The sequence below is a fragment of the Mesorhizobium ciceri biovar biserrulae WSM1271 genome, from assembly GCF_000185905.1.
In the GTDB taxonomy this organism is placed as follows: Bacteria; Pseudomonadota; Alphaproteobacteria; order Rhizobiales; family Rhizobiaceae; genus Mesorhizobium; species Mesorhizobium ciceri.
In genome coordinates this window covers 3,337,662-3,362,263 of sequence record NC_014923.1, presented here as the reverse complement: position 1 = coordinate 3,362,263, position 24,602 = coordinate 3,337,662, and the positions used below count along the sequence as shown (strand labels likewise).

Below are 24,602 nucleotides of genomic sequence, written 5' to 3'. Positions count from 1 at the left end.
CTCAGTTGCTCGGCGCGAGCACGGTAAATCCCTGATCCTTGAACAGCGCGGCCGCCTTGGCCGACTGCAGGCATTTCAGGAAAGCCGGCGTATCCTTGTCCTTCGAATCGGCGGTCTGGGCAACCGGATAGATGATCGGCGGATGCGAATCCTCCGGGAAGGTGCCGATCACCTTGACGCCCTTTTCGGCATGCGCGTCGGTGGCATAGACCATGCCAAGGGCGGCTTCGCCCGTCGAAACCAGTTTCAGCGCCGCGCGCACGTTTTCGGCCTGCGCCACCTTGCCCTCGACCGAGGACCAGACGCCGAGCGATTCAAGCGCGGCCTTGCCGTATTTGCCGGCCGGCACCGCCTTGAAATCGCCCATGGCGAGCTTGCCGTCGCCGATCAGCTTGGCGAGGTCGAAACCCTTCTCGATCCTGGTGTCGACCGCCGAGTCCTTCGGCGCCACCAGCACGATCTGATTGCCGAGCAGCTTCACTTCGGTGTCCGGCTTGGTCAGCTTCTTGTCGGAGAGATATTTCATCCAGTCGAGATCGGCCGAGATGAAGACGTCGGCAGGCGCCCCGCCCTCGATCTGCTTGGCCAGCGCCGAGCTCGCGGCATAGGAGACAGTCGCCGCCTCGCCGACATCGGCCTCGCAGGCCTTGTTCACCGCGTCGAGCGCGTCCTTGAGGCTGGCTGCGGCAAACACCACCACCTTGTCTTCCGCATGCGCTGCCGGCACGACTGCCATCAGCGCCGCAGCCAAACCGCCAATGGCGATCGCCCTAGATCCAAAACCTTTGCGCGTCATGGAAAACTCTCCCTGGTTTGAAATCCGGCCGGCTCGAAGCCTGCTGACCGATATATCCGTATGAATATAACAAGGGAAGACCCGGCGCCTCATGAAAGCGTCTGTACGACACCAATTGTTCTGGGTAAGACCGGGAAAAGAAACCTTGGAAAGGAAACTCCGATGAAGATCAGCGCCCGCAACGTCCTCAAGGGAACGATCGCCGAGATCGTCAAGGGAGCCACCACCTCGCATGTCAGGATCGACATTGGCGGCGGCGCCATCGTCACCGCCTCGATCACCAACGAGGCCGTCGCCGATCTCAAGCTCGAAAAGGGCAAGCAGGCCTATGCCGTGATCAAAGCCTCGGACGTGATGGTCGGCATCGACTGAAATTTGCGGCCTTAGACCGCGATCGGCGCCTTGATCGACGCGTCGGCGACGTAGTTTTCCAGCCGGAAATCCTCGAAGCGGAAGGCGAAGAGGTCCTTCACCTCCGGATTGATCCACATCGTCGGCAGCGTCCTCGGCGTGCGCCGCAGCTGTTCGCGTGCTTGCTCGAAATGGTTCGAGTAGAGGTGCGCATCGCCAAGTGTGTGGACGAAATCGCCGGGTTTCAGCCCTGTCACCTGCGCCACCATCAAGGTCAGCAGGGCATAGGACGCGATGTTGAACGGCACGCCAAGGAAGATATCGGCGGAACGCTGGTAGAGTTGGCAGGAAAGCCGCCCTTGCGAAACATAGAACTGGAACAGGCAGTGGCAGGGCGGCAGCGCCATCGCTTCCACCTCGGCTGGGTTCCATGCCGAAACAATCAGCCGCCGCGATTGAGGATTTCTGCGTATCTCCTTGAGAAGATTCGCGATCTGGTCGATCGAGCCGCCATGGCCGTCCGGCCAGGAACGCCACTGCTTGCCGTAGACCGGGCCGAGATCGCCATTCTCGTCGGCCCATTCGTCCCAGATCGAGACGCCATGGTCGGTGAGATATTTGATGTTGGTGTCGCCGGCCAGGAACCACAGAAGCTCATGGATGATCGACTTGAGATGCAGCTTCTTGGTTGTGGTGACGGGAAAGCCGCGCGCCAGGTCGAAACGCATCTGGTAGCCGAAGACGGAGCGCGTTCCGGTGCCGGTGCGGTCGCCGCGGTCGGCGCCGTTGTCCAGCACGTGCTGCAGGAGGTCGAGATACTGGCGCATCGGTTCCGGCTCGATTCGGTTGTCCAGCCATCATAACTGACAGACGGGCGATCGAACACCACAAAGCAGCGCGCAAGCCATGCCCGAAGCCAGTCAGTCCCCAACAACATCACCGGCTGGCGCATGGACCGCGCCAGCCCGGCGAATTGAAGCGCGGCCGTCAGAGGGAGCCGAGTTTACCCAGGTCCTTGGCAACCAGGTAGTAGAAGGTAACCCGGTTCTTGGTGTTGTCGGCGGCCATCGCCTTGCAGACCTTCTCGATCGAAGCGTCGGCCTTGCTGTCGTCCGATATGCCGAGCTTCTTGGCAACCCAGCCAGCCTTGACGCGCTCCAGTTCCTTCGGATCGGTGCAAGACACCAGCGAGGAATCGCGGTTCCGAAGCGCAATGCCAAGATGCTTCACGATTTTGTCGACCACGTCGGCACTCGCCGAGGCATCGTATTTCTTCACGTCTGCAAGATAGTCGGCCATCAAAATTCCCCTCGTCGGCGCCACGGATCCGATCGATGAGGGCTGTGGCGCTGCTGCAACTTGTGCGCTATGTCGATAACTCCTCACCGTGGCAAAGCTTCGGTTGAGACCGCGCTCAAGTCAACCCTTCGGACTTGCGGTTTTGACACGGGGACAAAGTGCCATTGCGGCCTTTCATTTCCTGCGATCGCCCCCTATATTCGGTTTGTCGGCTTGACCGACTATGGCGATAAATGGGCGATGAAATAAGCCGTTCGGACCCGGGGGCGGTACCCGGCGCCTCCACCAAAAGCCGCTGTTGACGACAGAGCGGTTTTTGCTGGGGGCGAAATAGGATCGACGAAGGTGTAAAGATCGTACTTTTGCCCGGCATGGTACCACCGTCATCGGGCTAAACCTGTAGTTGCAAATGACAACTATGCGGAAGCACGTCTCGCCGCGTAAGCGGTGCGATAGCTTCAAATCAAGCCCTAGAGGTTCGCACTTCTAGGCGGGGTTCGGAGGTACCTGGCAACAGAAACCTCCACTTCTCCCCTCCTCCGATATCCAGCATGCGCGACGGCAGTTCCGCCGCGAACGCGCCCTGCCGCGTGCTCCCTCGCCATGGACAAAACATGCAAAACGATTCCGATCGCTTTTTTGTGCTGACCGGCGGTCCCGGCTCCGGCAAGACCACCTTGATCGAAGCCCTGCGCCGGGCAGGCTTTGCCGCCTCGGTCGAAGCCGGGCGTGGCATTATCCGCGACCAGTCCGCCATTGGCGGACCCGCTTTGCCTTGGCACGATCGCGCCCTGTTCGCCGAGTTGATGCTGTCATGGGAGATGCGCTCGTATCAAATTGCGCAAGAACAGACTGGGCGTCCTGTTTTTTTCGATCGCGGCGTTCCGGACACGCTCGGCTATCTCAGGCTGAGCGGCCTGCCGATACCCGAACACATCAACGCTGCCGCAGAGCGCTTCCGCTATCATCGGCGCGTCTTCGTCGCCCCGCTTTGGCCGGAGATCTTCGCAGGACAAAGAGCGCAGGCAGACGCTCGACGAGGCCGAGCGTACCCACCATGCGCTGGTCGGCGTCTATACGGAACTGGGCTACGAGATGGTTCCGTTGCCGCTGGCCCCCGTCGAGGCGCGGCTGCGCTTCGTGCTGGCGCAAACCGGGCTGTAGCCTTGAAGTCGGACGCAATCGAGCGGGATGCACGATTCAATTCGAATGCATCCCGCTCTGGGGTCTATACCAGTCCCTGGCCGATCTCATCGGTTGCACTGGCGAAGGTCTCGCCGGGCAAGAGCATCTCATTATGGGCTCTGCCCGTCCGGATCATCGGAAGGCAATTGGCGAGTTCGGCAACACGGCAGTCGAAGAGCACCGGCCGGTTTACATCGATCATTTCCTGAATCGCATCATCGAGGTCGGCCGGCTTCTCACAACGTATGCCGACCGCACCGAACGCTTCAGCCAGTTTGACGAAATCGGGCAAAGTTTCGGAATAGGAATGCGCAAGCCGGTTTCCGTGAAGCATTTGCTGCCACTGGCGAACCATGCCCATGTAAGAGTTGTTCAAGATGAATATCTTGATAGGCGCATTGTACTGAACCGCCGCCGACATCTCTTTCATCGTCATCTGGACAGATGCGTCGCCGGCAATATCGATGACGAGGCTTTCCGGGTGCGCGATCTGCACGCCCAATGCCGCCGGCAAGCCATAACCCATCGTACCAAGGCCGCCCGACGTCATCCAGCGACGCGGCTTTTCGAAACCGTAGAACTGGGCCGCCCATATCTGATGCTGGCCAACTTCGGTCGTAATGTAGGTGTCGCGATCCTTCGTCAGCGCGTAGAGACGCTCGACCGCGTATTGCGGCATGATCACCTCGTTGCTCATTTCGTAAGAGAAGGAGTTGCGCCCGCGCCAGCGCGCGATCTTTTTCCACCATTCGTCGATGCGTCTTCTGTCAGGGTTTTGCGGCAGCGCACGCCATGAGCGAACCAGGCTGTCCACCACCTTGCCGGCATCGCCCTGGATGCCGACGTCGGCACGGACGGTCTTGTTGATCGAGGAGGGATCGATATCGACATGGATCTTCCTTGAGTTCGGTGAAAAAGCCTCCACGCGCGAAGTCACGCGATCGTCAAAGCGGGCGCCGATGCAGAGCATAACGTCGCACTCATGCATGGCCATGTTCGCCTCGTACGATCCGTGCAGGCCGACCATTTTCAGCCAGTTCTTGCCGGATGCCGGATATGCGCCAAGCCCCATGAGGGTCGAAGTGATCGGGAAATCAGTCAGTTCGACAAGCTCCCGCAGCAGTCTCGATGCCTCCATGCCGGAATTGACGATGCCACCGCCGGTATAAATGACTGGACGACGGGCATTGGCCATCAACTCTATCGCCTTGCCGATCTCGTTGATGTCGCTCTCCACCGTCGGCCGACAGCTCTTCAGTGCAGCAGCATCCGAGGGCGGCGTGTACACGCCGGTGGCAAACAGGACGTCCTTTGGCATGTCGACGAGGACAGGTCCCGGTCGTCCGGACTTGGCGATGTGAAAAGCCCTGTGGATCGTTGACGCCAGTTCGTTGACGTCCTTGACCAACGAATTGTGCTTGGTGCAGGGCCGCGTAATGCCGACCGTGTCGCATTCCTGAAAGGCATCGGAGCCGATCAGCGTTGTCGGCACCTGTCCTGTCAGGCAGACGATCGGCACCGAATCCATAAGCGCATCCTGCAGTGGCGTTACCGCATTTGTCGTGCCTGGACCGGATGTGACGAGCATGACGCCGACCTTGCCCGTAGACCGTGCATAGCCTTCGGCGGCATGGCCCGCACCTTGCTCATGGCGCACGAGGATATGCTTGATGTCATCCTGTTGGAATATCTCGTCGTAGATCGGCAGCAAGGCGGCGCCAGGATAGCCGAAGACATGCTCTACGCCATTGTCTCTGAGTGCGTGGAGAACGATCTCCGCGCCTGTCATGCGCTTGCTCGCGGTTTGAATAGGGTTCTCGCCCGTCATGGTTCTGATCCGTGGTGTATTGCGTGATGAGGATGATTGACGGGGCATCGCCCGGATTTCGGGCATAAAAAAAGGCCCCGTCAGGAGCCTGTTTACCGCGCATGGGTGGCTATCGCCGGATGGTTACACCATCCTGCCCATGCGCTTTCCTACCACCACGAGAGCCGTTGCGATCATCATGACCATCGCTGCTACAGCCGAAACCGGGCGTCGTCAACGCCTTTCGGACGGAACTGTCCGCGCCCAATGGCGAAGAGGCCGGCATGAGCCGGCCCCTTCGTTCTCATCGAAAGTCTACTACTCGGCCGGAGCCTCGACGGCCTCGCGAGAACGGCCGAGCGTGACCTTGGCCAGCGTGAAGGAAATCACCGCGCAGAGCGTGATGCCGGCCACCATCGGCAGCGGCGTACCGTCGAAGAACACGCCGGCAACACCCATGGCCAGTGCGCCGATGGCGAAATGCAGCGTGCCCATCAGCGCTGACGCCGTGCCGGCAATCTCGCCATGCTCTTCCATGGCCAGCACCGACGTGGTCGGAATGACCAGACCAAGGAAGCCGTAGCCGACGAACAGCAGCGCCGCCATCACGTCGAGCCGGTCGATGCCCGTCGCCATCACCGCGAACAGCACCACCATCGTCGTGGCATAGCCGGTCACCGCGACGCGCACCACGCGTCGCAGGCCGAAGCGCTCGGCCAGCAGCCCCGTCATCTGCGACATGCCGATGAAGGCGACCGCGTTGATCGAGAAGAACACGCTGTAGACCGAAGGCGACAGGCCGTAATGGTCGATCAGGATGAACGACGAGCTCGACAGATAGACGAAGAAGCTGGCAATGCCGAAGCCGGCAATCGCCGTCAGGCCGAGGAAGTTACGGTCGCCCATCAGGAAGCGGTAGGCCGACAGCGCGGTGCCGAAGGAGGACCCGGCGCGATCTTCCACCGGCCGCGTCTCCTTGAGCGAAGTCGCCAGAAGGATGGTGGCCAGCAGAGCCGCGCCCGTCACCGTCCAGAACACGGCACGCCAGCCGAAATTCTCGATGATCACGCTGCCGGTCAGCGGCGCCAGGATCGGCGACACCGAAAATACCAGCATCAGCAAGGACATCAGCTTGGCAGCCTCATTGCCGGTATGCAGGTCGCGCACGATGGCGCGCGGAACGGCCATGCCAGCGCTGGCGCCAAGCCCCTGCAGGAAGCGGAAAGCGATCAGCCATTCGATGGTCGGCGCCATTGCCGAACCGATGCCGCCGACCATGAACAGCGCAAGGCCGCCGTAGAGCGGCAGCTTGCGGCCGACCATGTCGGAGATCGGCCCGACGACGATCTGGCCAAAGCCCATCGACAGGAAGAAGATCAACAGGCTCATCTGCACGGCAGCGGTGCCGGCATGCAGATCGGCGCCGATCGACGGCAGCGCGGGCAGATACATGTCGATGGCGAACGGGCCGATGGCGGACAACAAGCCGAGCACGACCGCGATGCGGAGGAATTTGGGACTCATGATAGAGGCTTCTTTCAAATCTGGTTGCCGCCGCCAGGCGACGTCTAACCTAGGACGTTCCATCCCGTGAGATTCCGACACCTCGAGAGCGAGTTCTGTTCGTCTCTCTCATGCGAAATCTCTTTATCTTGTGTCCACAAATTTAGACACTCTTGTCTAAATCGTCAATCGCCTCTATATAGTTTTTTATGAAGCTGCACGTTTCTCCTGACATTTTCCCGCCACGCGGTCATGAGGCCAAGCGCCTGTCGATCGTCGACTCCGCCGCCACCGTGTTTTGCCGCGAAGGTTTCGCCGGCGCCAATATCGACCTGATCGCCGCCGAAGCCGGCGTCTCGCGCCAGACCATCTACAACCATCACGGCGACAAGGAAAAACTGTTCGTCGCTGTGGTCCGTGATCTGACCGAACGTTGCAATGCCGGAATCTTCGCCACCATTGCCACCTTCCCCGATCAGCCGGGGGATCTCGAAGCCGACCTGATCGGCTTTGCGGTGCGCTTGAATCAGAATTGCATCTGCAACCGCGATGGAAAATTCCTGCGCAAGCTGATCCAGACCGAAGGCGAGCGCTATCCCGAACTGTTTGCCGAATGGCGCGAACAGGGACCGGGCAGGACATGGCCGGCAATCGCCGCCCGCTTCGCCCGCCTCGCCTATGGCGGCTATCTCACGATCGAGGACCCGGACGTGGCGGCACGCCAGTTCCTTGGCCTCGTCAATGCCGAACTGCAGACCACCTTCATGCTTGGCGGCTCGCCGCGCGAGGACGAGGTGCTGCAATCCGCGACCAATGGCGTGCGCACCTTCCTGCGCGCCTTCGGCAAGCGCCGCTCTGCGGCATCGTCCGAAAAGCAAAGCGCGCTCGCCAGCGCCTGAGCGATCAAATCGCTGGCAATAGTCTTCGCTTCCGCGCGAGCGTGATCTATATGCGGTTTACGCCGCGCTCAAGCTTGATTACAGCTATGCGGACGATTCAACGGAACCCGACCGCCACATGGCCGACGACCACATCCGCTACGACATTCTGGCCCAGGAGGCGTTGCGCGGCGTCATGCGCAAGGTCCTGGCCGAGGTCGCGCGCACCGGCCTCCCCGGCAACCACCACTTCTTCATCACCTTCCTGACCGGCGCGCCGGGCGTACGCGTGTCTTCGCGGCTGCGCGAGCGCTATCCCGAGCAGATGACCATCGTCATTCAGTTCCAGTATTGGGACCTGAAGGTGACCGATACCGGCTTCGAGGTTGGCCTGTCCTTCTCCGATGTGCCGGAAAAACTCGAAATCCCGTTCTCGGCCGTGCGCGGCTTCTATGATCCCTCGGTCAATTTCGAACTCGAATTCGACGTCAAGACGGATGGTGCGGCAGCCGATGAACCGGCTGCGCCAACTCCGGAGCCGTTGACCATCGTCTCCGAGAAAAAGCCGAAGGCCGAGAAGAAGGCCGCCGCCGAGGCGGAGAAGAAGCCCGCGGCCGCGGACGCCGCTACCAAGGGCGCCGAAGTGGTCTCGCTCGACGCCTTCCGCAAGAAATAGGCCGGCGACTTACGCCGTGGCCGAAATCGTCAATCTCCGCCAGGCCCGCAAGCAGAAGGCGCGGGACGAAAAGCTGCGCGCCGCCGAACAGAACCGCGCGCTGCACGGCCGCTCCAAGGTCGAAAAGGAACGCGATCGCGTCGCCGCCGACAAGAGCGAAAAATTCGTTGCCGGGCATCGTCGTGAAAAGCCCGGCGACCCCGGCCGTCAATGAGCCCGGTCGAAAAGCGTTCGGTGACCATTCGCGGCCACCGCACCAGCTACTCGCTTGAAAAGCCCTTTTATGACGACCTCGTCGCGATCGCGGCGACCAGGGAGCTGACGCTCGCTGCTCTTGTCGCCGAAGTCGACGAGACGCGGCCCCGCGACACCAACCTGTCCTCGGCGTTGAGGCTCCATGTGCTGGAGTGGGCGAAGCGAGGAGAGAGTATCTAAAGGCTTTCGACCGCGTCGTCCTTTTTCCTGCGTCTGGTGCCAAAGCCAAGCAAGGTCGAACGCTCGCGCTCCTCGGCCTGTTTCCTGGACCGCACGCGCATCAGATCCTTCCAGCCGACATAGCCGACCAGCAACGAGCCTTCGCGAGTGACGACGGGCAGATGGGAGACGTTGGCCATCAGCAGCTTGTCGGAGAGACCTTCGAGATATTCGTCCGGATAGGCCAGCGTCACCTTGCTGCCGGCCAGCAACGCGCCAAGCGTGGTGGTGCGGTGCGTGCCGGCGCGTCTCCAGCGCAAGATCGCCGGCGGATCGATGAGGCCCAGCACCTGACCGTTCTCGTCGACCACCGGGAAACTCGGATGCCGTGTTTCCGGCGCCGTCAGGAAGGCTGCTGCGCCATGCAGCGTCATCGTCGCCGGCACGCTTTCGACCTGCGACGTCATCACCTCGCGCACCCGGGTCAGGGCGAAAGGGTCGACACGGTATTCGCGAACCAGATGGTGTCCCCTTCTGGCGATCTTTTCGGTCAGGATCGAACGCTTCATCAGAAGCACGGTCACGGCATGCGCCGCGGCGCAGGCGGCAATCAGCGGCACCAGCATATGTGTGTTGCCGGTCAGTTCGACGGCGAAGAACGTGGCGGTCAGCGGCGCGCGCATCGTGCCGCCCATGGTGGCGGCCATTGCCAGCAGCGCCCAGAAACCCGGATCCGCGGCAGGCAGAACGCCGGCGAGCACAGCGCCCATAGCCCCGCCCATGATCAACAGCGGCGCCAGCACACCTCCCGACGTTCCCGAGCCGAGCGCTACCGACCAGATGATCGCCTTGACCACCAGCAGCAGGAGTGCCGCCGTCGCGACGGTGCGGCCATCCAGCATGTCGGTGATGTTGTCATAGCCGACACCGAGCGCGTGCGGTTCGATCAGCCCGCCTATGCCGACCACCAGGCCGCCAAGCATCGGCCACCACATCCAGTGGATCGGCAGCTTCTGAAAACCGTCCTCGCAGGCATAGACCATCTGCGTCAGCAGTCCCGACAGAAGTCCTGCACAAACGCCGATCGCCACCCAGCCGGCAAGGCCGACAAAAGACACCTCCATGCCGCCCTGAAACGGAAAGATCGGCCCGGGCAGATGCAGCATGGTGCGCTCGACCTCGGCGATAACGGCCGCGACCGCCACCGGAATGAAGCTGCGCGGGGTCCATTCGAATAGCAGCAGTTCGACCGCCAGCATGATGGCGGCGATCGGTGTTCCGAACACCGTGGTCATGCCCGCTGCCGCACCAGCCACCAGCAGGGTCTTGCGCTCGTTGTCGCTGACCGGCAGCATCTGCGCGATCAGCGAGCCGATCGCGCCGCCTGTCATGATGATCGGTCCTTCCGCGCCGAACGGTCCGCCGGAACCGATCGAGATCGCCGACGACAGCGGCTTCAGGATCGCCACCTTGGCGTCGAGTTTCGAGCGCCCGAGCAGGATCGCCTCGATGGCTTCGGGAATGCCGTGGCCGCGGATCTTCTCGCTGCCATAGCGCGCCATCAGGCCGATGATCAGCGCACCGATCACCGGAACGAGGACGGCGGCAAGCCCAAGCGGCGTGTTCTCGAGCTTCAGGTCGGCAAGCGAGAACTGGCCGAAATAGGCAATGTTGGTGGCAAGCCGGATCAGCTTCAAAAGCGCGATGCCGGCAAACAACCCGGCTGTCGCCACCACCACGGCAATGGCGGCGACGAGCAGAACCCTGGGATCCGTGGTGAAATCGCGCAGGTGCTCCGGGTTCGAATGATGGGTCTTCATGGCAGTTGCTTCCTGGCGGCGGCCGTATGTCTGGGATGCGGCACGGTCGAAGCGGCCAGCCGGGTTTGTCGGTGGCTATGTATCGTAACACGATATAAATATTCAAGCCGGTTTCGCCCGAAATCCGTTTGAGCTTTCGCCGGAAAACGAACACATGTCTGATATGTCGCAGCCACGAGAACAACGTCCCGCCATCAGCCAGGCCGATTACCAGCGGCTGTCGGAGTTTCGCTACCTGATCCGCCGGTTCCTCGAATTCAGCCAGGTCCAGGCGGAAGACGCCGGCCTGACCCCGCGCCAGCATCAGGCGCTGCTGGCGATCAAGGGATTCCCCGGCGGCGGCCCGGTGACGGTTGGCGATCTCGCGGAACGCCTGCGCATTCGCCACCACAGCGCCGTCGAACTGGTCAACCGTCTCGGCGAGGCAGGGCTGGTCACAAGGGATCAGGACAAGGACGACCATCGCCGCGTGCTGCTGCAACTGACCGAGCGCGCCGACGATTGCCTGGCCGAGCTGTCGGCGGCGCATCTCGACGAACTGTCACGCATCGAACCGATGCTGCGGCGGCTGCTCGATCGAGACCGTGGGTAGTCGACTACTACTGCAGCGACTTCAGCAGATTGTCGATCGTGAACGGATTGGGCTTCGGCTTGGCCGGCGGCGGATTGTCGTTGGCCTGCGGCAGCGGCGCCCGCTCCACCTTCGGAGGCTGCGCGGCCTTGCGTTCGGCTTCGAGCCTTGCCTTTTCCTGCGAGGCAATACGCATCGCCTCTTCCGCCTTCTGCCGCTCCTGCTCGGCCTGCGCCTTGGCGGCCTCGTCGGCGGCCTGCTTTTCGGCAGCCGCCTTCGCTTCGGCATCGGCCTTGGCTTTGGCATCTGCGTCCGCCTTGGCTTTCGCCTCCGCGTCGGCCTGAGCCTTTGCGTCCGCCTCAGCCTGAGCCTGTGCATCCGCTTCGGCTTCGGCCTTGGCGTCAGCTTCGGCTTTGAGCCGCGCTGCTTCCTCCTGCCGGCGCAATTCCTCGGCCGCCTTGTCGCGAGCATCCTGCAGCGCAGCGTAATAGCGCACTTCGCGCCGCAGCCGCTGCTTCTCGAGCAGCGCGGCCTGCATCGCCTCGACGCGCTGCTGCTCCTTCTCCAGCGCGCGCTGGGTCAGGAACTGCGCCAGCGGCTCACTGTCGAATGCTCGTTTGACCGCGCCGAACGGCCCTTCGGCGGTGAAATTCACAACCGGCTCGGAGCCGACCAGCGCCTCGTCGCCAGGCTGATAAGTGATCGCACCCTTGGCCGACACCGTGGCCGCGTTGAGATCCGCCGTGATGTCGGCGGACAAGGTCGCCGCTGGATTTTCCAGGCTGACCGGCGGCGCCCGCAGCGTGCCGCCGGCAACCGTGAAGGCTATGTCGGTATCGCCGGCGGCAAAACTGCCATCAGCGGCGATCTCGGGCGCGAAGCCGGCGGTCTTGGCCGCATCGATGTCGCGCCCGATCGCATCCGCCTTGGCGAGGAACGCACTGAACGCATCTGGATTGAGGCCAGCAACTTTCACGCCCTTCAACGCCGCAGTTCCGGAGCCTGACAAGGCAGCCACCATCCCTTCGACCGATTTGCCGCTGCTTGACAGCGCCGTCGAGAAATCGCCGATGCCGCTGATGCCGGCATCCGGCAGCACGGTCGCCAGATCGGCGCCCGCCAGTTTCATCTGGCCAGAGAACAGCCCGGTGCCGTTGTTGTTCTTCAACTCGAATAGGCCGGTCAGCGCTCCGCCCAGCAACTTCGCCTTGAGATCCGAAACGCGGATGCCTTCCTGGTCGAGCTTGAGCGAAAAGGCGGCGTCATAGGCGGTGGCGAACCGGCCGGCGGCCAGTGCTGCCGTCGTCAGGTCGAGGTCGGCGGTGAATGGCAGGCTGGATTTCTGGCTGAACGGTGTCGCCGGCCACACGCCACCCTTGCCTGCCCGGTCTTTGGCTGCGCCCTCCTTGTCGGCTAGAAAGGCGGAGTCGCCGAACAGCGCCACCGCCAGGGGATCGAGGTCGAGTTCGTCGAGCGCCAGCGCCCCGGCCAGATGTGGCACGCCATCCTTTACATCGATATTGACGTCGCCGGACACCGCCGCTTCGTTGATGGCGCCGCTGAGTTCGTCCAGCACCAGCAGGCCGTTGCCGTAGTCGCCCTGCGCCGCGAGCGACGTCGACATGCCCGCCCCCATGCCCGGCAGGCCGATGCCCGACGTCATCAGCCATGGCTCGATGTCGGCGGCATCGAGGCTGAGCTTGCCCTTGGCGGCGAGGCCTTGCGGCGTGTCGGCGATCGTTCCCTCGAAACCGGCCTTGAAGTCATTGCCGGCAAGGCTGAAATTCGTCGCCAGGCCGCCGCCAAACGTGCCCTTGGCCTGAATATCGGTGTTTGCCTCGCCCAGCATGCCGAGCGGCAGCGCCGGCAGGCCATAGAGCGCCAGCAGCGCGGTGGCATCGGGGTTCTTGGCGTTGAAGGTCAGCGCCACCGGCGCTTCGAGAAGCTTGTCCACCGCGCCCTTCCCCGACAGCGACGCCGAAAAGGCCGAGCCGCCGGCCTTGCCTTGCCCGCTTACCGCCAGGCCCGTGGTGCCGTCGCCATTGTCGGCCGCACTGGCCACCAGGTCGATGCGCGCATCCTGGAACAGCTCGGGATAGGCAGCAGCACGGCTCGACAGTCCCTTGAGCACGGCACTGTCGGGATAGTGCTGGGCGGCGACATCGATCAGCGGCTTCAGATCGACGGCAACCACCGACGCATCGAGCTTGCCGGTCGGGCTCGCGGGGAAATCCTTGATCCGGCCGGTGGCGCTGATCGAGGCGCCGGCCAGCCCGCCCACCGAAAGCCGGTCGATTTCGAGCAGCCCGTCGCGCAGCCTGAGCGCCGTGTCGACCGTGTCGGCGGTCAACCCACCGGCGTTGACCGGCCCGGCCTTGATCTGGAAATCGAGGTCGCGGTCGGCAAAGCGATTGGCGCCCTTGTCGCTGACGAAGATCGAGGCGAAGGCCGCCAGCCCGTCGACATCGAGATCACCGCCTTCGAGCCGCATCAGCACCGAGGGCTTGGCATCGTCGGGCTGGCTGGAATCGATGCGGCCGGAAAACTTCGCCTTGCCCAAGATCAGTTCGAGATCGCTGAAGGCCTGGCGCTTCTGCGAGAGGTCGACCTTGGCCTTGAAGCCGGCGGCCGGCAGGCGGCGGATCGCCTCGTCGACATCCTTCGACAGCCAGGCGGCAAAGCCGGAAGGTTGCGCCACGGCCAGCAGCAGCGAGCCGTTGAAGCCGAAATGACCTTCCAAATTGAGCACCAGCATGCCATCGGCTTCCAGCGTGGTGCGGCCGGGCAAGGTCGCGGCAAGCGATTTCACCGACCAGCCCCCATCGACCGGCTCGGCGGAAAGATGCACGTCGCGCACCGTGGTGTCGCCGACCACCACCGCCGGCAGCTTGACCTCGACAGTGCCGGGGATGGTCGGCTTCGGCATATCGAGCAGCGCTTGCTCGAACGCCGCGATGCGCTGGTCCAGCGTCAGGCCGGCGCCGGCTTCGGCGCCCACCGCCTCGTCGAACTGCACCTGCGCGCCATTGGCCTCGATGGCGAAACTCGGTTTCAGCCCGAGATCGACAGAAGCCTTGCCATCGGCGGTGTAGGGGTTGTCGAGCGGCCCGGTCTCGAAGCGGAATTCGTCGACCCCGAGTTTCTGGTGGTCGAGCGAAAATTTGCCGTTCAGCCGAAAGCCCGGATCGGGCTTACCGGCCGAGACTTTCACCGTCTCGCCATCGGTGCCGCGCAGCTCGGCGCTGTTCTTGTCGGCACCGGAGATTTTGAACTGGCCGGAGTAGACGGCAGCCCCATTGACGATGCCGGCATTGCCGTCGGTCTCGATGACCAGCGGATACGCGTCCGGATCGGCCTTCAGCCGAAACCGCATCTGTCCTGAGCCTTCGGCCTTGCCGGTGGACGCGGTGACCGCGGTGCGCAACCCGTCCAGCCGCAGCGTGCCGTCCATGCGCCATGGGCCGGCCAGCGACTTGGCCGAGACGGTCGAATTGATCTCGGAAAACAGATGGCTGCGCCCGCCAGCGGCATGGCGAACTTCGATCTGACCCTCCGTCACCGTCAGCTTCTCGATCGAGATCTGGCTGGGGTCGAAGGGCGAGGACGGCCGTATCGCCCAGTCGACAGTGCCGTCATTGGCGATATCGATGGTCGCTTTCGGCCGCACCAGCCGCATGTCGAAGATCAGCACTTCACCGCGCAGGAAGGGCGCCAGTTCCGCATCCATCGAAAACGTCTCGACCGTCATGGCCGGCTGGCCGTTGGTGCCGCCGGCGACGGCGACATTCGAGAAGGTCACCGAAGGGAACGGCAACAGCCTTGCCGTGGCGTCGCCCTGCACGGTCACCTTGCGGCCGAGAATGGCGCTCGCCTCGCGCTCGAAGTCGGCGCGGTAGCCGGTCCAGTCGATAAAATACGGCACCACCAGCGCCGCACACAGCACCAGCACGAACAGGCCACCGAAGATCACGAACAGGCGTGCGAGCATCAGCTCCGAACAGGTTGGTTGAATTTCCGCCGCACTCTACCCGCATCCGCGTGTCGATAAAGAGGCAATTCATCCAGTTGCGCGATCTCCGGTGATCTGAAACAAATCCCGGCGAAGCGGAGAAATCGGATGTCGGGCAAGAACTGGGATCGCGTGCCGATCGATGCGCAAAGTGTCGACGCTCCGCTGTCGCTTTCGGCGGTCTTTCTTGTCGTCGCCGTCGCCAGTGGGCAGAGCGCGCTCGCCAAGGTTGCGTCGGTGCTCGGCAAACTCGACGACCTGGTCAAAAATGTCGGATTCCGCGACCTTTCCGGGCGGCTGTCGTGCATCGCCGGCATCGGCCGCGATCTCTGGGATCGTCTCTCTCCAGACCGGCGGCCGCTGGAACTGAAACCGTTCGCGCCGATCAAGGGTGCCGTTCATTCGGCGCCTTCGACCGCCGGCGATCTTCTCTTCCACATCCGCTCCGAGCGACCCGACATGTGCTTCGAGTTCGAGCGCATCCTGCTCGACAATCTCGGTGACGGCGTAAGCGTCATCGATGAGGTTTCCGGCTTTCGCTATTTCGATGCGCGCGACCTGCTCGGCTTCGTCGACGGGACCGCCAACCCGACCGGCCTCGACTTGCCCGCCTCTGCGCTCATCGGCGATGAAGACGCCGACTTCGCCGGCAGCAGCTATGTCGTCGTCCAGAAATATCTCCACGAGATGCAGGCCTGGGCGCGCATTCCGACGCCCGAGCAGGAAGCGATCATCGGCCGCACCAAGATCGACAACATCGAAATCGACGATGACGATGCGCCGCGCAAATCGCACAAGTCGCTGGCCACCATCGAGGATGCCGCCGGCAACGAGTACGATATTTTGCGCGACAACATGCCGTTCGGCAGGCCGGGGCAGAACGAGTTCGGCACCTACTTCATCGGCTATTCCAGATATCTTTGGGTCACCGAAAAAATGCTGCAGCGCATGTATATCGGCGAGCCGCCGGGCGCCTACGACCGCCTGCTCGATTTCTCCACGCCGCACACCGGCACGACATTCTTCGCGCCAACCCGCCCCATGCTGCAGACGCTTGTCGAGGGCGGACAGGCGAAGCCTGCCGCACGGTAGGCAGGCGTCCTCAACGATTTCAGCCCGCGATCACCGCGAATTCAGCGTGCGTCGCGCTTTGCCTGTGCCACCTTGGCCGCCCTGCGCTGCCGGCCGAGTTCCATTGGCCGGACCAGATCCGGCGCCCTCTGGTTCGCCACCGGCCGCATACCCCTGCGCGCGGTGCGCGAGTTGAAGGCGGGGCCGTCCGATGCCGCCCCTTGCTTCATCACCAATGCCTTGCGCGCATTCTCGATCAGCGAAACGCTGGCGGCCAGTTGCCGGCGCCGCTCGGCCTCGCCATTCAGGCGCCGCATGGCCATGGCCAGCACCGCAAGCTTGAGCTGCGACCCGCCATCAGCCTTCGAAGGCGTAGCGCCCTTCGCCGCGCCCTTGCCCCGGATCTCACGCCGGCGGCGGTGTGCTTCGGTCTGCGCCTTGTCGCGCCGCTCCCGCAACAGCTTGACCAGGCCGGCAAGATCGGCGTCGGAGAGCTCCTGCACCGCCGGATGGTGAGACTTCTCCACCAGATCGTGTTCGTCGGCACTCAGCGCGCGCGCTTCTTCCTTGCGTGAAATCGCCATGGCATCCTCCTCCGCTGGCACGCCTGTTGGCTTCAGGCCCTGCTACCGGCCAAGCCTCGGCCCGAATGGTGGCGCGGTCAAGACTGGCCGCCTACGAACCTTGCGTCGGAAAATCGGTTAGTTTCCCGGCAAGATCTTGCCCGGGTTCATGATATCAAGCGGATCGAGCGCCTGCTTGATGGTGCGCATGATGTCGACGCCGTGGCCGAGCTCGTGGCGCAGGAAGCCGATCTTGCCCTGGCCGATGCCGTGCTCGCCGGTGCAGGTGCCGTCCATGGCGATGGCTCGCATGTTGAGCCGCGCGACGAACTTTTCCGACAGCGCGATCTCCTTGGGATCGTTCACATCCATCAGCACCAGCACGTGGAAATTGCCGTCGCCGGCATGGCCGACGATCGGCGCGATCAGGCCCATCTCGGCGATATCGGCCTCGGTTTCCATGACGCATTCGGCAAAGCGCGAGATCGGCACGCAGACATCGGTCGACAGCCCCTTGGCGCCGGGCCGCAGGGTCAGCGACGACCAGTAGGCGTCGTGCCTCGCCTTCCACAGTTTGGTGCGCTCCTCGGCGACGCTGGTCCACAGGAACGGCCCGCCGCCATTCTCCTCCGCGATCATGCCGAAGGTCTCGGCCTGTTCGGCAACACCGGCATCGCTGCCATGGAACTCGACGAACAGGCACGGGCTTTCGGGATAGTCGAGCTTGGAATAATTCTTCATCGCCCGCATCTGCAAGGCGTTGACCAGTTCGATGCGCGCCACCGGGATGCCCATCTGGATCGTCGCGATGACCGCGTTGCAGGCCGCCTCGACGCTCGGAAACGGGCAGACGCCGCCCGAAATCGCCTGCGGGATGCCTTGCAGCTTCAAGGTCAGCGACGTGATGATGCCGAGCGTGCCTTCCGAGCCGACCAGCAGCCGCGTCAGATCATAGCCGGCCGAGCTCTTTTTCGCCCGCTTGCCGGTCGTCACCGTTTCGCCGTCGGCCATGACGGCGGTCAGCGACAGCACGTTCTCGCGCATCGTGCCGTAGCGCACCGCGTTGGTGCCGGAGGCCCGCGTTGCGGCCATGCCGCCCAGCGAGGCATTGGCACCGGGATCGATCGGAAAGAACAGGCCGGTGTCGCGCAGATGCCGGTTCAAATCCTCGCGGGTGACGCCGGGTTCGACCGTGCAGTCGAGATCCTGCGGATTGACGGCCAGGATGCGGTTCATGCGCGAGGTGTCGACCGATATGCCGCCGCCGGGTGCGTTGGTGTGACCCTCCAGCGAGGAACCGACGCCGAAGGCGATCACCGGCACGCGGTGCGCCGCACAGGCGCGCACGATCTCCTGCACCTCGGCCGTCGTCTCGGGGAACGCAACGCCATCCGGTGCCTGCGTCGGAATGTAGGTGGTGGTATGTGCATGCTGCGAGCGGATCGCCTGGCCGGTCTGGAATCGCTCGCCGAGCTGCTGCTTGAGGATGCCGAGCACCGCGGCGATGCCTTCCTCGTTGCGTTCGACCGGGTTGAGGTCGCTCAGAGCCATGAATTCCTCCGCGAATGGACCAGCGTCCATGCTTGTTATGCGTCTATGGATGCGTAAAGCAATTCCAGGAAAAGTGTGAAGCGGTTTTCCGTCCGAAATTGCGTCAGAACAAATAGAGTCTCCGGAGCCACGCTCTGTCCAGCACCAGAACAAGGAAGTTTCGATGCCCATCCCCACTCCCTTCGTCTCGAAACCCATGGACATCGAGAAGGACTGGATCGACTACAACGGCCATCTCAACATGGCCTATTACAACGTGCTGTTCGACCGCTGCTCGGACGACGCCTTCGAGGCAATGGGCATGGGACCGAACTATGCTAGGGATCGCCGCCTCACCATCTACACCGCCGAAGTCCATGTCTGCTACGTGCAGGAGCTGCATCTCGAGCACAAGGTCACGGTCTCTTTCCAGCTCATCGACCATGACGACAAGCGGCTGCGGGCCTATCAGGAAATCCGCCATGTCGACGGCTGGCTGGCCGCGACTTCCGAATCGCTGTCGCTGCATGTCGACATGTCCGGGCCGAAGGTGGCGCCCTTCCCCGCCGATGTGCTGGCCAGGGTCGAAGACATGCGCGCCGCCCATTCGGCCCTGCCGATGCCGGAACGGGCCGGCCGCTCGATCGGCATCAAACGCAAATAGGGCGATGCCGACACGTCTCGTTTCCGGCTTCAAAGCCACACCGGCGATCTAAAATCGCAGAACCTTGCCGTCGACCGGCGGCGGCGCTTGAAGCGGCGCGGCGCCCTCGTTAACCTTACCAAGGTTTTAACGGGAACAAGCCATTTGAGCCGTTGCGCGACTCAGCGGGCCGGTCGAAAACGATCTGCATCGAGGTAGCGACACGGGCGGCGCGGCGCCGGTTCGAGGAAAGTGCATGAAAACCGACATCAAGGTCGAGGTGGACAGGTTGGCTGCCGATCCGCGCATCACCGACTACGATTTCTGGCGCTCGCTCAAGAACGTCAACAATGAGATCTTCCACATCGCCAACAACAACGAGCCGATCCCGTTCGACATGATCCGCTGGCGCGCCATCCTGAAACAGGCGCGCATGAAGCGCGGCCACGCATAAGGTCCTCGAACGGAACAATCCCCGCAGGTCAAGCCTGGCGCCTCAACGCCGCCAGGGCCGAACGCGCCACCACCGGCGAGGACTGGATGATCGCCGTGTTGGTCATCGCGTAGGGAATGATGCGGTCGATCACCCGCTCGAGGTCGACCACCGACCCGACATGCGCCAGCGCGATGAAACAATCCTCTCCGGTTACGCGGTCGCATTGCACGATCTCCGGCAGTTCGCGGATGATCTCGGCCACGACGGCCAACTGCCCCGGCACTGGCCGGATGCGCAGCCATGCCGACAGCGGCAGGCCGAGTGCCGTCGGGTTGATCCTGACCGAATAGGCCTCGATGACGCCGCTTTCCTGCAGCCGCTTGATGCGCTCAGCCACACTCGGTGCCGACAGGCCCACCGAGCGTGCCAGCTCCGCCGTGCTGGTGCGCGCGTCCTTTTCCAGCAGGCGCAGGATCTTCATGTCGGCGGCATCGAGATCGGCGCTTTCAGTTCGAAGGCGCTTCATGGAAAACTCCTTTATTCCGGGAGAAAGATAGCCGAAAGAGCTAATCATCATCTATATAAATAGGCAAATCTGCCTGCGATACTGATCCGATGGATGATCAAACGCAAGCTCTCGCGGCGACCCCTGCCCCGGGCAACTTCACCCTGGGCAAGCTGACGGAAAAACTGCCGCCGCATGTCTGGTTCGGCGTCAGCGCCGTCTTCCACTATCTCGGGCCGGCCTTCGCCGTGCTGCTTTTCCCGCATGTCGGCGTGCTCGGCATGGCGTGGCTGCGCATCGCCACGGCAGCACTCATCTTCGCACCCCTGACCCGTCCATGGCGAAGCTTCGCACGCGCCGATGGCACGACGCGGCTGCTGTTGCTGGCCTTCGGCGCCTGTCTGGCGGTGATGAACTGTTCGTTCTACCTGGCGCTCGACCGACTGCCGATCTCGCTGGTGGCGGCGATCGAATTCGTCGGCATCATCGGCGTCGCGGCGATCGGCCTCAGGAGCACGCGCAATCTCGCCGCCCTTGCCATCGCCGTCGCCGGCACCTTGCTGCTCATCGATGTCAGATGGTCCGACGATCCCATCGGGCTGTTCTGGGCCATCCTCAACGGGGCGCTGTTTGTCGGTTACATCGTACTCGGCCATCGCGTCGCCGCTTCAGGCGCCGGCAGCGGCATCGCCGGCCTGGGTGCTGCCATGGCGATCGCCTTCATCGTCGTGCTGCCGATCGGCTTCACCGATGCGCTGCCGGCCTTTTTCTCACTGCCGCTGCTGCTCGCCGCCATCGGCGTCGGCATCTGCTCGTCGGTCATTCCTTACATCTGCGACCAGCTCGCCATGTCGCGGCTGCCACGCGCGAGCTTCGCGCTGATGCTGTCGCTGCTGCCGGTCACCGCGACGCTGATCGGCGTCGTCGTGCTGCGCCAGATTCCGGGTTTTATCGATTGCCTCGGCATTGCGCTGGTGGTCGCCGGCGTCGCCTTCCACAAGCCGGCATCGGCCGGCTAACTCCGGAGGCCTGATTCTCGGTACGAACTGCGACAGGAAGGCTCAAGATTGAACCAAATCGGCGTCTGATCCGTTGTCACCCGCGAAAATGGCTTGGAGTGACAGAATGGAATGGAAACGGACCAGGGAGCCTGCCGACGCATGGCACATGACGGACGATCTGCATGTCGAGCACGGCAAGGGCGATCCGTTCGCGGCGGCTATCCGCGCCACCCGCATGTCGATGATCATTACCGATCCCCGACAGCAGGACAATCCTATCGTGTTCGCCAATGACGCTTTCCTGCGACTGACCGGATATGAGCGTCATGAGGTTCTGGGCAGGAACTGCCGCTTCCTGCAGGGACCGAAGACCGACAAGGCCGCTGTCGAACAGATACGCGCGGCGATCGAGGATGAAACCGATGTCAGCGTCGATATCCTGAACTACCGCAAGGACGGCTCGACCTTCTGGAACGCGCTCTACATCAGCCCCGTTTCGAACGACAAAGGCGATTTGCAGTTCTTTTTCGCATCGCAGCTCGACGTCTCGGATCGCAAACAATCGGAGAGTCGCATTAACGCGGAGAAGGACCGCTTCGAAAAGGCGGTGAAGGAACGCACCGCGGAACTGGAAGCCGCCCTCGAGGCGCAGACCACCTTGCTGCATGAGGTGGATCACCGGGTGAAAAACAACCTGCAGATGATCTCTTCCCTCATCATTATGCAGCGGCGGACCATACGGGACGAAGCGATCAGGCGTTCGTTGACCACCATGCTGGAGCGCATCGAAGCCCTGAGCACGGTGCATCGGCGGCTTTATCAGTCGAAGGACGTCAGCAAGTTCGATGTGGCGGATTTCGCCAAGGATCTGGTGACAGACCTGCTGACGGCGTCGGGGCGCTCTGAGATCAGTCCGGCTCTCGACCTGGAACCGATCGTCATTTCCGCGGAAAAGGCAACGCCCGTCGCTCTGATGGTCAACGAACTCGTCACCAATGCTCTGAAGCATGCCTTCAAGTCCAAGCCCGACGGAATGTCGGCCGGCCGCCTGGGCATCAAAATGAGCCAGCCCGACGGCCACTTGAATATCGAGGTGTCGGACGACGGCGTCGGCATGGCCGACGCCAACGGCGATGCCTCGTTCGGCATGCGGCTGATCAAATCGCTCGCCCGCCAGTTGCATGCCGAGATCGAATGGCGCGACACCGGCCCCGGCACGAAGGTCGTTATCTCGATCCCGAACGAACCTCAGGAAAAAGGGAATGTGTCATGATTGAGCCGCTCAAGGTCCTGATCATCGAGGACGAAGCGCTGCTGGCAATGGAGCTGGAGAGCCTTGTCGAGGACGCCGGCCACAGCGTCGTCGGCTGGGCGACCTCTTCGGCGGAAGCCATGGCCATGGCGGATGCGACCGAAGCCGATATCGCCTTCGTCGACATCCATCTGAGTGACGGGCCGTCCGGCATCGACGTGGCCAAGTACATAGGCGAAAGGAAGAGTTCGACGGTGGTGTTCATGACCGCCAATCCGAAGCGCATCCCCGATCATTTCGCCGGCGCGATCGGCGTCATAGCCAAGCCTTACACGATGAACGGGCTGACGTCGGCGTTGCGGTACCTGCAGGAAGGCGTGCGCCGCCCGCCCCCCGTTTCGGCGCGGCCGGCCGGCTTCACCCTGTCGCCGGCCTTCGAAACCGCCTGGGCGCCGGCGGCATGACAGCTGAAGTCATTTCAGTTTTTCCCGAAGGAAGGCGATCGTTCTGCCCCAGGCGAGGTCAGCCGCCTTCTTGTCGTAGCGCGCCGCCGACGTGTCGTTGTTGAAGGCGTGGTTGGCGCCTTCATAAACATAGACCGTGTAGTCGACATGCGCCGCGTCGAGTTCCTTCTTGAAGGCGTCGATGCCGGCATTGATGCGCTTGTCCAGTCCGCCATAGTGCAGCAGCAAGGCCGCCTTGATCTTGGATACATCGGCGGCCTTCGGCTGCATGCCGTAATAGGCAACGCCGGCACTGAGATCGGGCGCGTTGACGGCCAGCATGTTAACCGTGCCACCGCCCCAGCAGAAGCCGATAGCGCCGACCTTGCCGTTGCCGTCCTTGTCGCTCTTGAGGAAAGCGACGGTCGCAACACCGTCAGCGATGGTCTGCGCCGGATCGAGCTTGCCGAACATGTCGCGCGCCTTGTCTTCGTCGGTCGGCGTGCCGCCGAGCGGCGACAGAAAATCCGGCGCCAGCGCCACGAAGCCTTCCAGCGCCACGCGCCGCGCCACATCGCGGATATGCGGGTTGAGCCCCCTGTTCTCATGCACGACGATGACGGTACCGAGCTTGCCCGCCTGGTTCGCCGGCTTGACCAGATAGCCCTTCATCTCGCCGCTGCCGCCGGGGTAGCTGATGTCCTCGCCCTTCACGCGCGGATCGTTGTCGGCGACGATTGCTGCTCGCGCCGAATTTGCCGCCAGAAGCGGCGCGATCGCCGCCGCCGCCGCACCTGATCCGGCAAGCCGGGTCAACTGCTCCATGAACCGGCGGCGATCGAGCGTCAGATGCGTGTACTCGTCATAGGCGTCGATCATCGCCTGGGTGATGGTGGGCTTGGCGTCGGGTCTCGTCATGGATGGGCTCCTCTGCTTCGGGCTTCAATTCCCAGCTACATAGGGACCAAGCCGGCATCATCCAGTCGAGCACTCATCGCTGCCGTCGATCGCCTCAGGGCGTATGCCGCCGGCCGCGTCCGGGCAGCAAAGCCGGTGCCCATGCGCGGCCGTGTCATCACTTTTTAGTCATTGGCGATAAATCCTGCTGGCGCTGCCACAATCGTGAAGGAAGGTGGCTATCGACGGTATCTTGACCGCGTGCCTCAGACCCAGAAGGAAGCGAGACCATGACCATGCCTTCCCCGATCCTCGCCAGCGCGGTCGTCCTTGCGGGGGCCGCCGCTTTGGCCCTACGCTCGATGGTTGTGAATGCAGGCAGACTATCGTTGATCAGGGTCCGCACTGAGCGGAACCGCAACACGAAAACCCAGGGTTGAGGTGACGCCATGAACGTCCAGGACATCGTCAACACCGTTTCGCAGAAGGCGGGCCTCGACCAGGCGACGACGGAGAAAGTCGTCGGCACCATTTTCTCGGTGCTCGAACACGAGGCGGAAGGCACCAGCGCCTCGGCGTTCTTCGCCAAAATCCCCGGCGCCGACGACCTCGCCCATCAATATGACGTCATGGCCGCCGCTCCGGCCGGCGGTGGCGGTTTTCTGTCGTCGTTGCAGGGCGCGCTTGGCGGCGTTCTCGGCGAGAAGGCCGGCGCGCTGATCAACGGCATCGCCGCGCTCAAGGCATCCGGGCTCGACATGGCGCAGATCCAGAAGGCCGGCGCGACGCTGATCCAGCAGGCCGAAGCCGCCGCCGGCCCCGACCTGACCAACAAGGTGCTCGGCTCGGTGCCCAGCCTGAAGGGTCATTTGGGGATTGGCTGATCGACAACGGGCCGATCGGAAGATTCCCGCCCCTCATCGCCCAGTCGGGCACTTTTCCCCGTCACTAT

24 protein-coding genes, 1 other RNA gene and 1 pseudogene are annotated in these 24,602 nt (G+C 63.0%); 15 read left to right on the top strand and 11 right to left on the bottom strand.

All coding sequences use genetic code 11. The features are described 5' to 3' along the window. Window position 1: 1 nt before the first annotated feature. Window positions 2–796: a molybdate ABC transporter substrate-binding protein gene (gene modA / locus MESCI_RS16195; protein WP_013531023.1), complete on the bottom strand. Its 795-nt coding sequence runs from the start codon at window positions 794–796 to the stop codon at window positions 2–4. 162 nt (window positions 797–958) lie between these two features. Between modA and MESCI_RS16190 the strand changes: the two genes are divergently transcribed. Continuing rightward, complete coding sequence (locus MESCI_RS16190; RefSeq protein ID WP_013531022.1) at window positions 959–1,168, top strand: TOBE domain-containing protein; 210 nt, start codon at window positions 959–961, stop codon at window positions 1,166–1,168. 11 nt (window positions 1,169–1,179) lie between these two features. Here MESCI_RS16190 and MESCI_RS16185 read toward each other — a convergent pair whose 3' ends face one another. After that, complete coding sequence (locus MESCI_RS16185; RefSeq protein WP_013531021.1) at window positions 1,180–1,974, bottom strand: thymidylate synthase; 795 nt, start codon at window positions 1,972–1,974, stop codon at window positions 1,180–1,182. Between the two features lie 160 nt (window positions 1,975–2,134). After that, a complete protein-coding gene (locus MESCI_RS16180; RefSeq protein ID WP_013531020.1) occupies window positions 2,135–2,446 on the bottom strand; it encodes a DUF2853 family protein in 312 nt (103 codons plus the stop codon). 168 nt (window positions 2,447–2,614) lie between these two features. Here MESCI_RS16180 and ssrA point away from each other — a divergent pair. Beyond that, window positions 2,615–2,974, top strand: a transfer-messenger RNA (tmRNA) gene (gene ssrA / locus MESCI_RS16175). A gap of 86 nt (window positions 2,975–3,060) precedes the next feature. Continuing rightward, window positions 3,061–3,610: pseudogene (locus tag MESCI_RS16170) on the top strand (AAA family ATPase). A 64-nt stretch (window positions 3,611–3,674) separates the two neighbouring features. On the opposite strand, the gene MESCI_RS16165 reads toward MESCI_RS16170, so the two are convergent. Both MESCI_RS16165 and MESCI_RS16160 read right to left on the bottom strand, forming a co-directional pair. Further along, entirely contained in the window at window positions 3,675–5,459 is a 1,785-nt protein-coding gene (locus tag MESCI_RS16165) for an acetolactate synthase 3 large subunit (RefSeq protein WP_013531019.1), read from the bottom strand. A gap of 297 nt (window positions 5,460–5,756) precedes the next feature. Further along, on the bottom strand, window positions 5,757–6,962 hold the full coding sequence (locus tag MESCI_RS16160; RefSeq protein ID WP_013531018.1) for a multidrug effflux MFS transporter: 1,206 nt from the start codon (window positions 6,960–6,962) through the stop codon (window positions 5,757–5,759). Window positions 6,963–7,150: 188 nt separating this feature from the next. Here MESCI_RS16160 and MESCI_RS16155 point away from each other — a divergent pair, with 188 nt between their 5' ends. The 4 genes from MESCI_RS16155 (at window position 7,151) to MESCI_RS16140 (ending at window position 8,930) form a co-directional block, all read left to right on the top strand. Continuing rightward, window positions 7,151–7,840 (top strand): TetR/AcrR family transcriptional regulator, encoded by a 690-nt coding sequence (locus MESCI_RS16155; protein WP_013531017.1) that lies wholly within the window; start codon window positions 7,151–7,153, stop codon window positions 7,838–7,840. A gap of 118 nt (window positions 7,841–7,958) precedes the next feature. Further along, on the top strand, window positions 7,959–8,495 hold the full coding sequence (locus MESCI_RS16150; RefSeq protein WP_013531016.1) for an SspB family protein: 537 nt from the start codon (window positions 7,959–7,961) through the stop codon (window positions 8,493–8,495). A gap of 16 nt (window positions 8,496–8,511) precedes the next feature. Further along, window positions 8,512–8,709 (top strand): DUF4169 family protein, encoded by a 198-nt coding sequence (locus MESCI_RS16145; protein ID WP_013531015.1) that lies wholly within the window; start codon window positions 8,512–8,514, stop codon window positions 8,707–8,709. After that, on the top strand, window positions 8,706–8,930 hold the full coding sequence (locus tag MESCI_RS16140) for a ribbon-helix-helix domain-containing protein (RefSeq protein ID WP_013531014.1): 225 nt from the start codon (window positions 8,706–8,708) through the stop codon (window positions 8,928–8,930). The genes MESCI_RS16145 and MESCI_RS16140 overlap by 4 nt, the downstream gene beginning before the upstream one ends. On the opposite strand, the gene MESCI_RS16135 is transcribed toward MESCI_RS16140, so the two are convergent. Next, on the bottom strand, window positions 8,927–10,729 hold the full coding sequence (locus tag MESCI_RS16135) for a chloride channel protein (protein WP_013531013.1): 1,803 nt from the start codon (window positions 10,727–10,729) through the stop codon (window positions 8,927–8,929). The two genes, MESCI_RS16140 and MESCI_RS16135, sit on opposite strands and share 4 nt — an antisense overlap. A 154-nt stretch (window positions 10,730–10,883) precedes the next feature. Between MESCI_RS16135 and MESCI_RS16130 the strand changes: the two genes are divergently transcribed. Continuing rightward, window positions 10,884–11,321: a MarR family winged helix-turn-helix transcriptional regulator gene (locus MESCI_RS16130; RefSeq protein ID WP_013531012.1), complete on the top strand. Its 438-nt coding sequence runs from the start codon at window positions 10,884–10,886 to the stop codon at window positions 11,319–11,321. Window positions 11,322–11,328: 7 nt separating this feature from the next. Here MESCI_RS16130 and MESCI_RS16125 read toward each other — a convergent pair whose 3' ends face one another. Then, complete coding sequence (locus tag MESCI_RS16125) at window positions 11,329–15,288, bottom strand: AsmA family protein (RefSeq protein ID WP_013531011.1); 3,960 nt, start codon at window positions 15,286–15,288, stop codon at window positions 11,329–11,331. Window positions 15,289–15,417: 129 nt separating this feature from the next. Between MESCI_RS16125 and MESCI_RS16120 the strand changes: the two genes are divergently transcribed. Continuing rightward, window positions 15,418–16,401, top strand: coding sequence for a Dyp-type peroxidase (locus MESCI_RS16120; protein ID WP_013531010.1), 984 nt, complete (start codon window positions 15,418–15,420; stop codon window positions 16,399–16,401). Between the two features lie 41 nt (window positions 16,402–16,442). Here the strand turns inward: MESCI_RS16120 and MESCI_RS16115 are convergent, their stop codons facing one another. Together MESCI_RS16115 and MESCI_RS16110 are read right to left on the bottom strand one after the other, a co-directional pair. After that, complete coding sequence (locus MESCI_RS16115) at window positions 16,443–16,964, bottom strand: hypothetical protein (protein ID WP_013531009.1); 522 nt, start codon at window positions 16,962–16,964, stop codon at window positions 16,443–16,445. Window positions 16,965–17,081: 117 nt separating this feature from the next. Beyond that, entirely contained in the window at window positions 17,082–18,494 is a 1,413-nt protein-coding gene (locus MESCI_RS16110) for an FAD-binding oxidoreductase (protein WP_013531008.1), read from the bottom strand. Between the two features lie 163 nt (window positions 18,495–18,657). Between MESCI_RS16110 and MESCI_RS16105 the strand changes: the two genes are divergently transcribed. Continuing rightward, window positions 18,658–19,137, top strand: coding sequence for a thioesterase family protein (locus tag MESCI_RS16105; protein WP_013531007.1), 480 nt, complete (start codon window positions 18,658–18,660; stop codon window positions 19,135–19,137). 235 nt (window positions 19,138–19,372) lie between these two features. Continuing rightward, window positions 19,373–19,570, top strand: a complete 198-nt coding sequence (locus tag MESCI_RS16100; protein ID WP_013531006.1) for a hypothetical protein — start codon at window positions 19,373–19,375, stop codon at window positions 19,568–19,570. A 28-nt stretch (window positions 19,571–19,598) separates the two neighbouring features. Here MESCI_RS16100 and MESCI_RS16095 read toward each other — a convergent pair whose 3' ends face one another. Beyond that, entirely contained in the window at window positions 19,599–20,078 is a 480-nt protein-coding gene (locus MESCI_RS16095) for an Lrp/AsnC family transcriptional regulator (RefSeq protein WP_013531005.1), read from the bottom strand. Window positions 20,079–20,167: 89 nt separating this feature from the next. On the opposite strand from MESCI_RS16095, the gene MESCI_RS16090 reads away from it, so the two are divergent. From MESCI_RS16090 to MESCI_RS16080, 3 genes are all read left to right on the top strand, one after another. Beyond that, window positions 20,168–21,076, top strand: coding sequence for an EamA family transporter (locus MESCI_RS16090; protein WP_013531004.1), 909 nt, complete (start codon window positions 20,168–20,170; stop codon window positions 21,074–21,076). 106 nt (window positions 21,077–21,182) lie between these two features. Next, window positions 21,183–22,331: a histidine kinase dimerization/phosphoacceptor domain -containing protein gene (locus tag MESCI_RS16085; RefSeq protein ID WP_013531003.1), complete on the top strand. Its 1,149-nt coding sequence runs from the start codon at window positions 21,183–21,185 to the stop codon at window positions 22,329–22,331. Continuing rightward, window positions 22,328–22,774 carry a response regulator gene (locus tag MESCI_RS16080; protein ID WP_013531002.1) on the top strand — a complete coding sequence of 149 codons (447 nt, stop codon included), beginning with the start codon at window positions 22,328–22,330 and terminating at the stop codon, window positions 22,772–22,774. Before MESCI_RS16085 ends, MESCI_RS16080 begins: the two co-directional genes overlap by 4 nt. A gap of 9 nt (window positions 22,775–22,783) precedes the next feature. Here the strand turns inward: MESCI_RS16080 and MESCI_RS16075 are convergent, their stop codons facing one another. Continuing rightward, window positions 22,784–23,671 (bottom strand): dienelactone hydrolase family protein, encoded by an 888-nt coding sequence (locus MESCI_RS16075; protein WP_013531001.1) that lies wholly within the window; start codon window positions 23,669–23,671, stop codon window positions 22,784–22,786. A 428-nt stretch (window positions 23,672–24,099) separates the two neighbouring features. Between MESCI_RS16075 and MESCI_RS16070 the strand changes: the two genes are divergently transcribed. After that, window positions 24,100–24,534, top strand: coding sequence for a hypothetical protein (locus MESCI_RS16070; RefSeq protein WP_013530999.1), 435 nt, complete (start codon window positions 24,100–24,102; stop codon window positions 24,532–24,534). Window positions 24,535–24,602 lie beyond the last annotated feature (68 nt).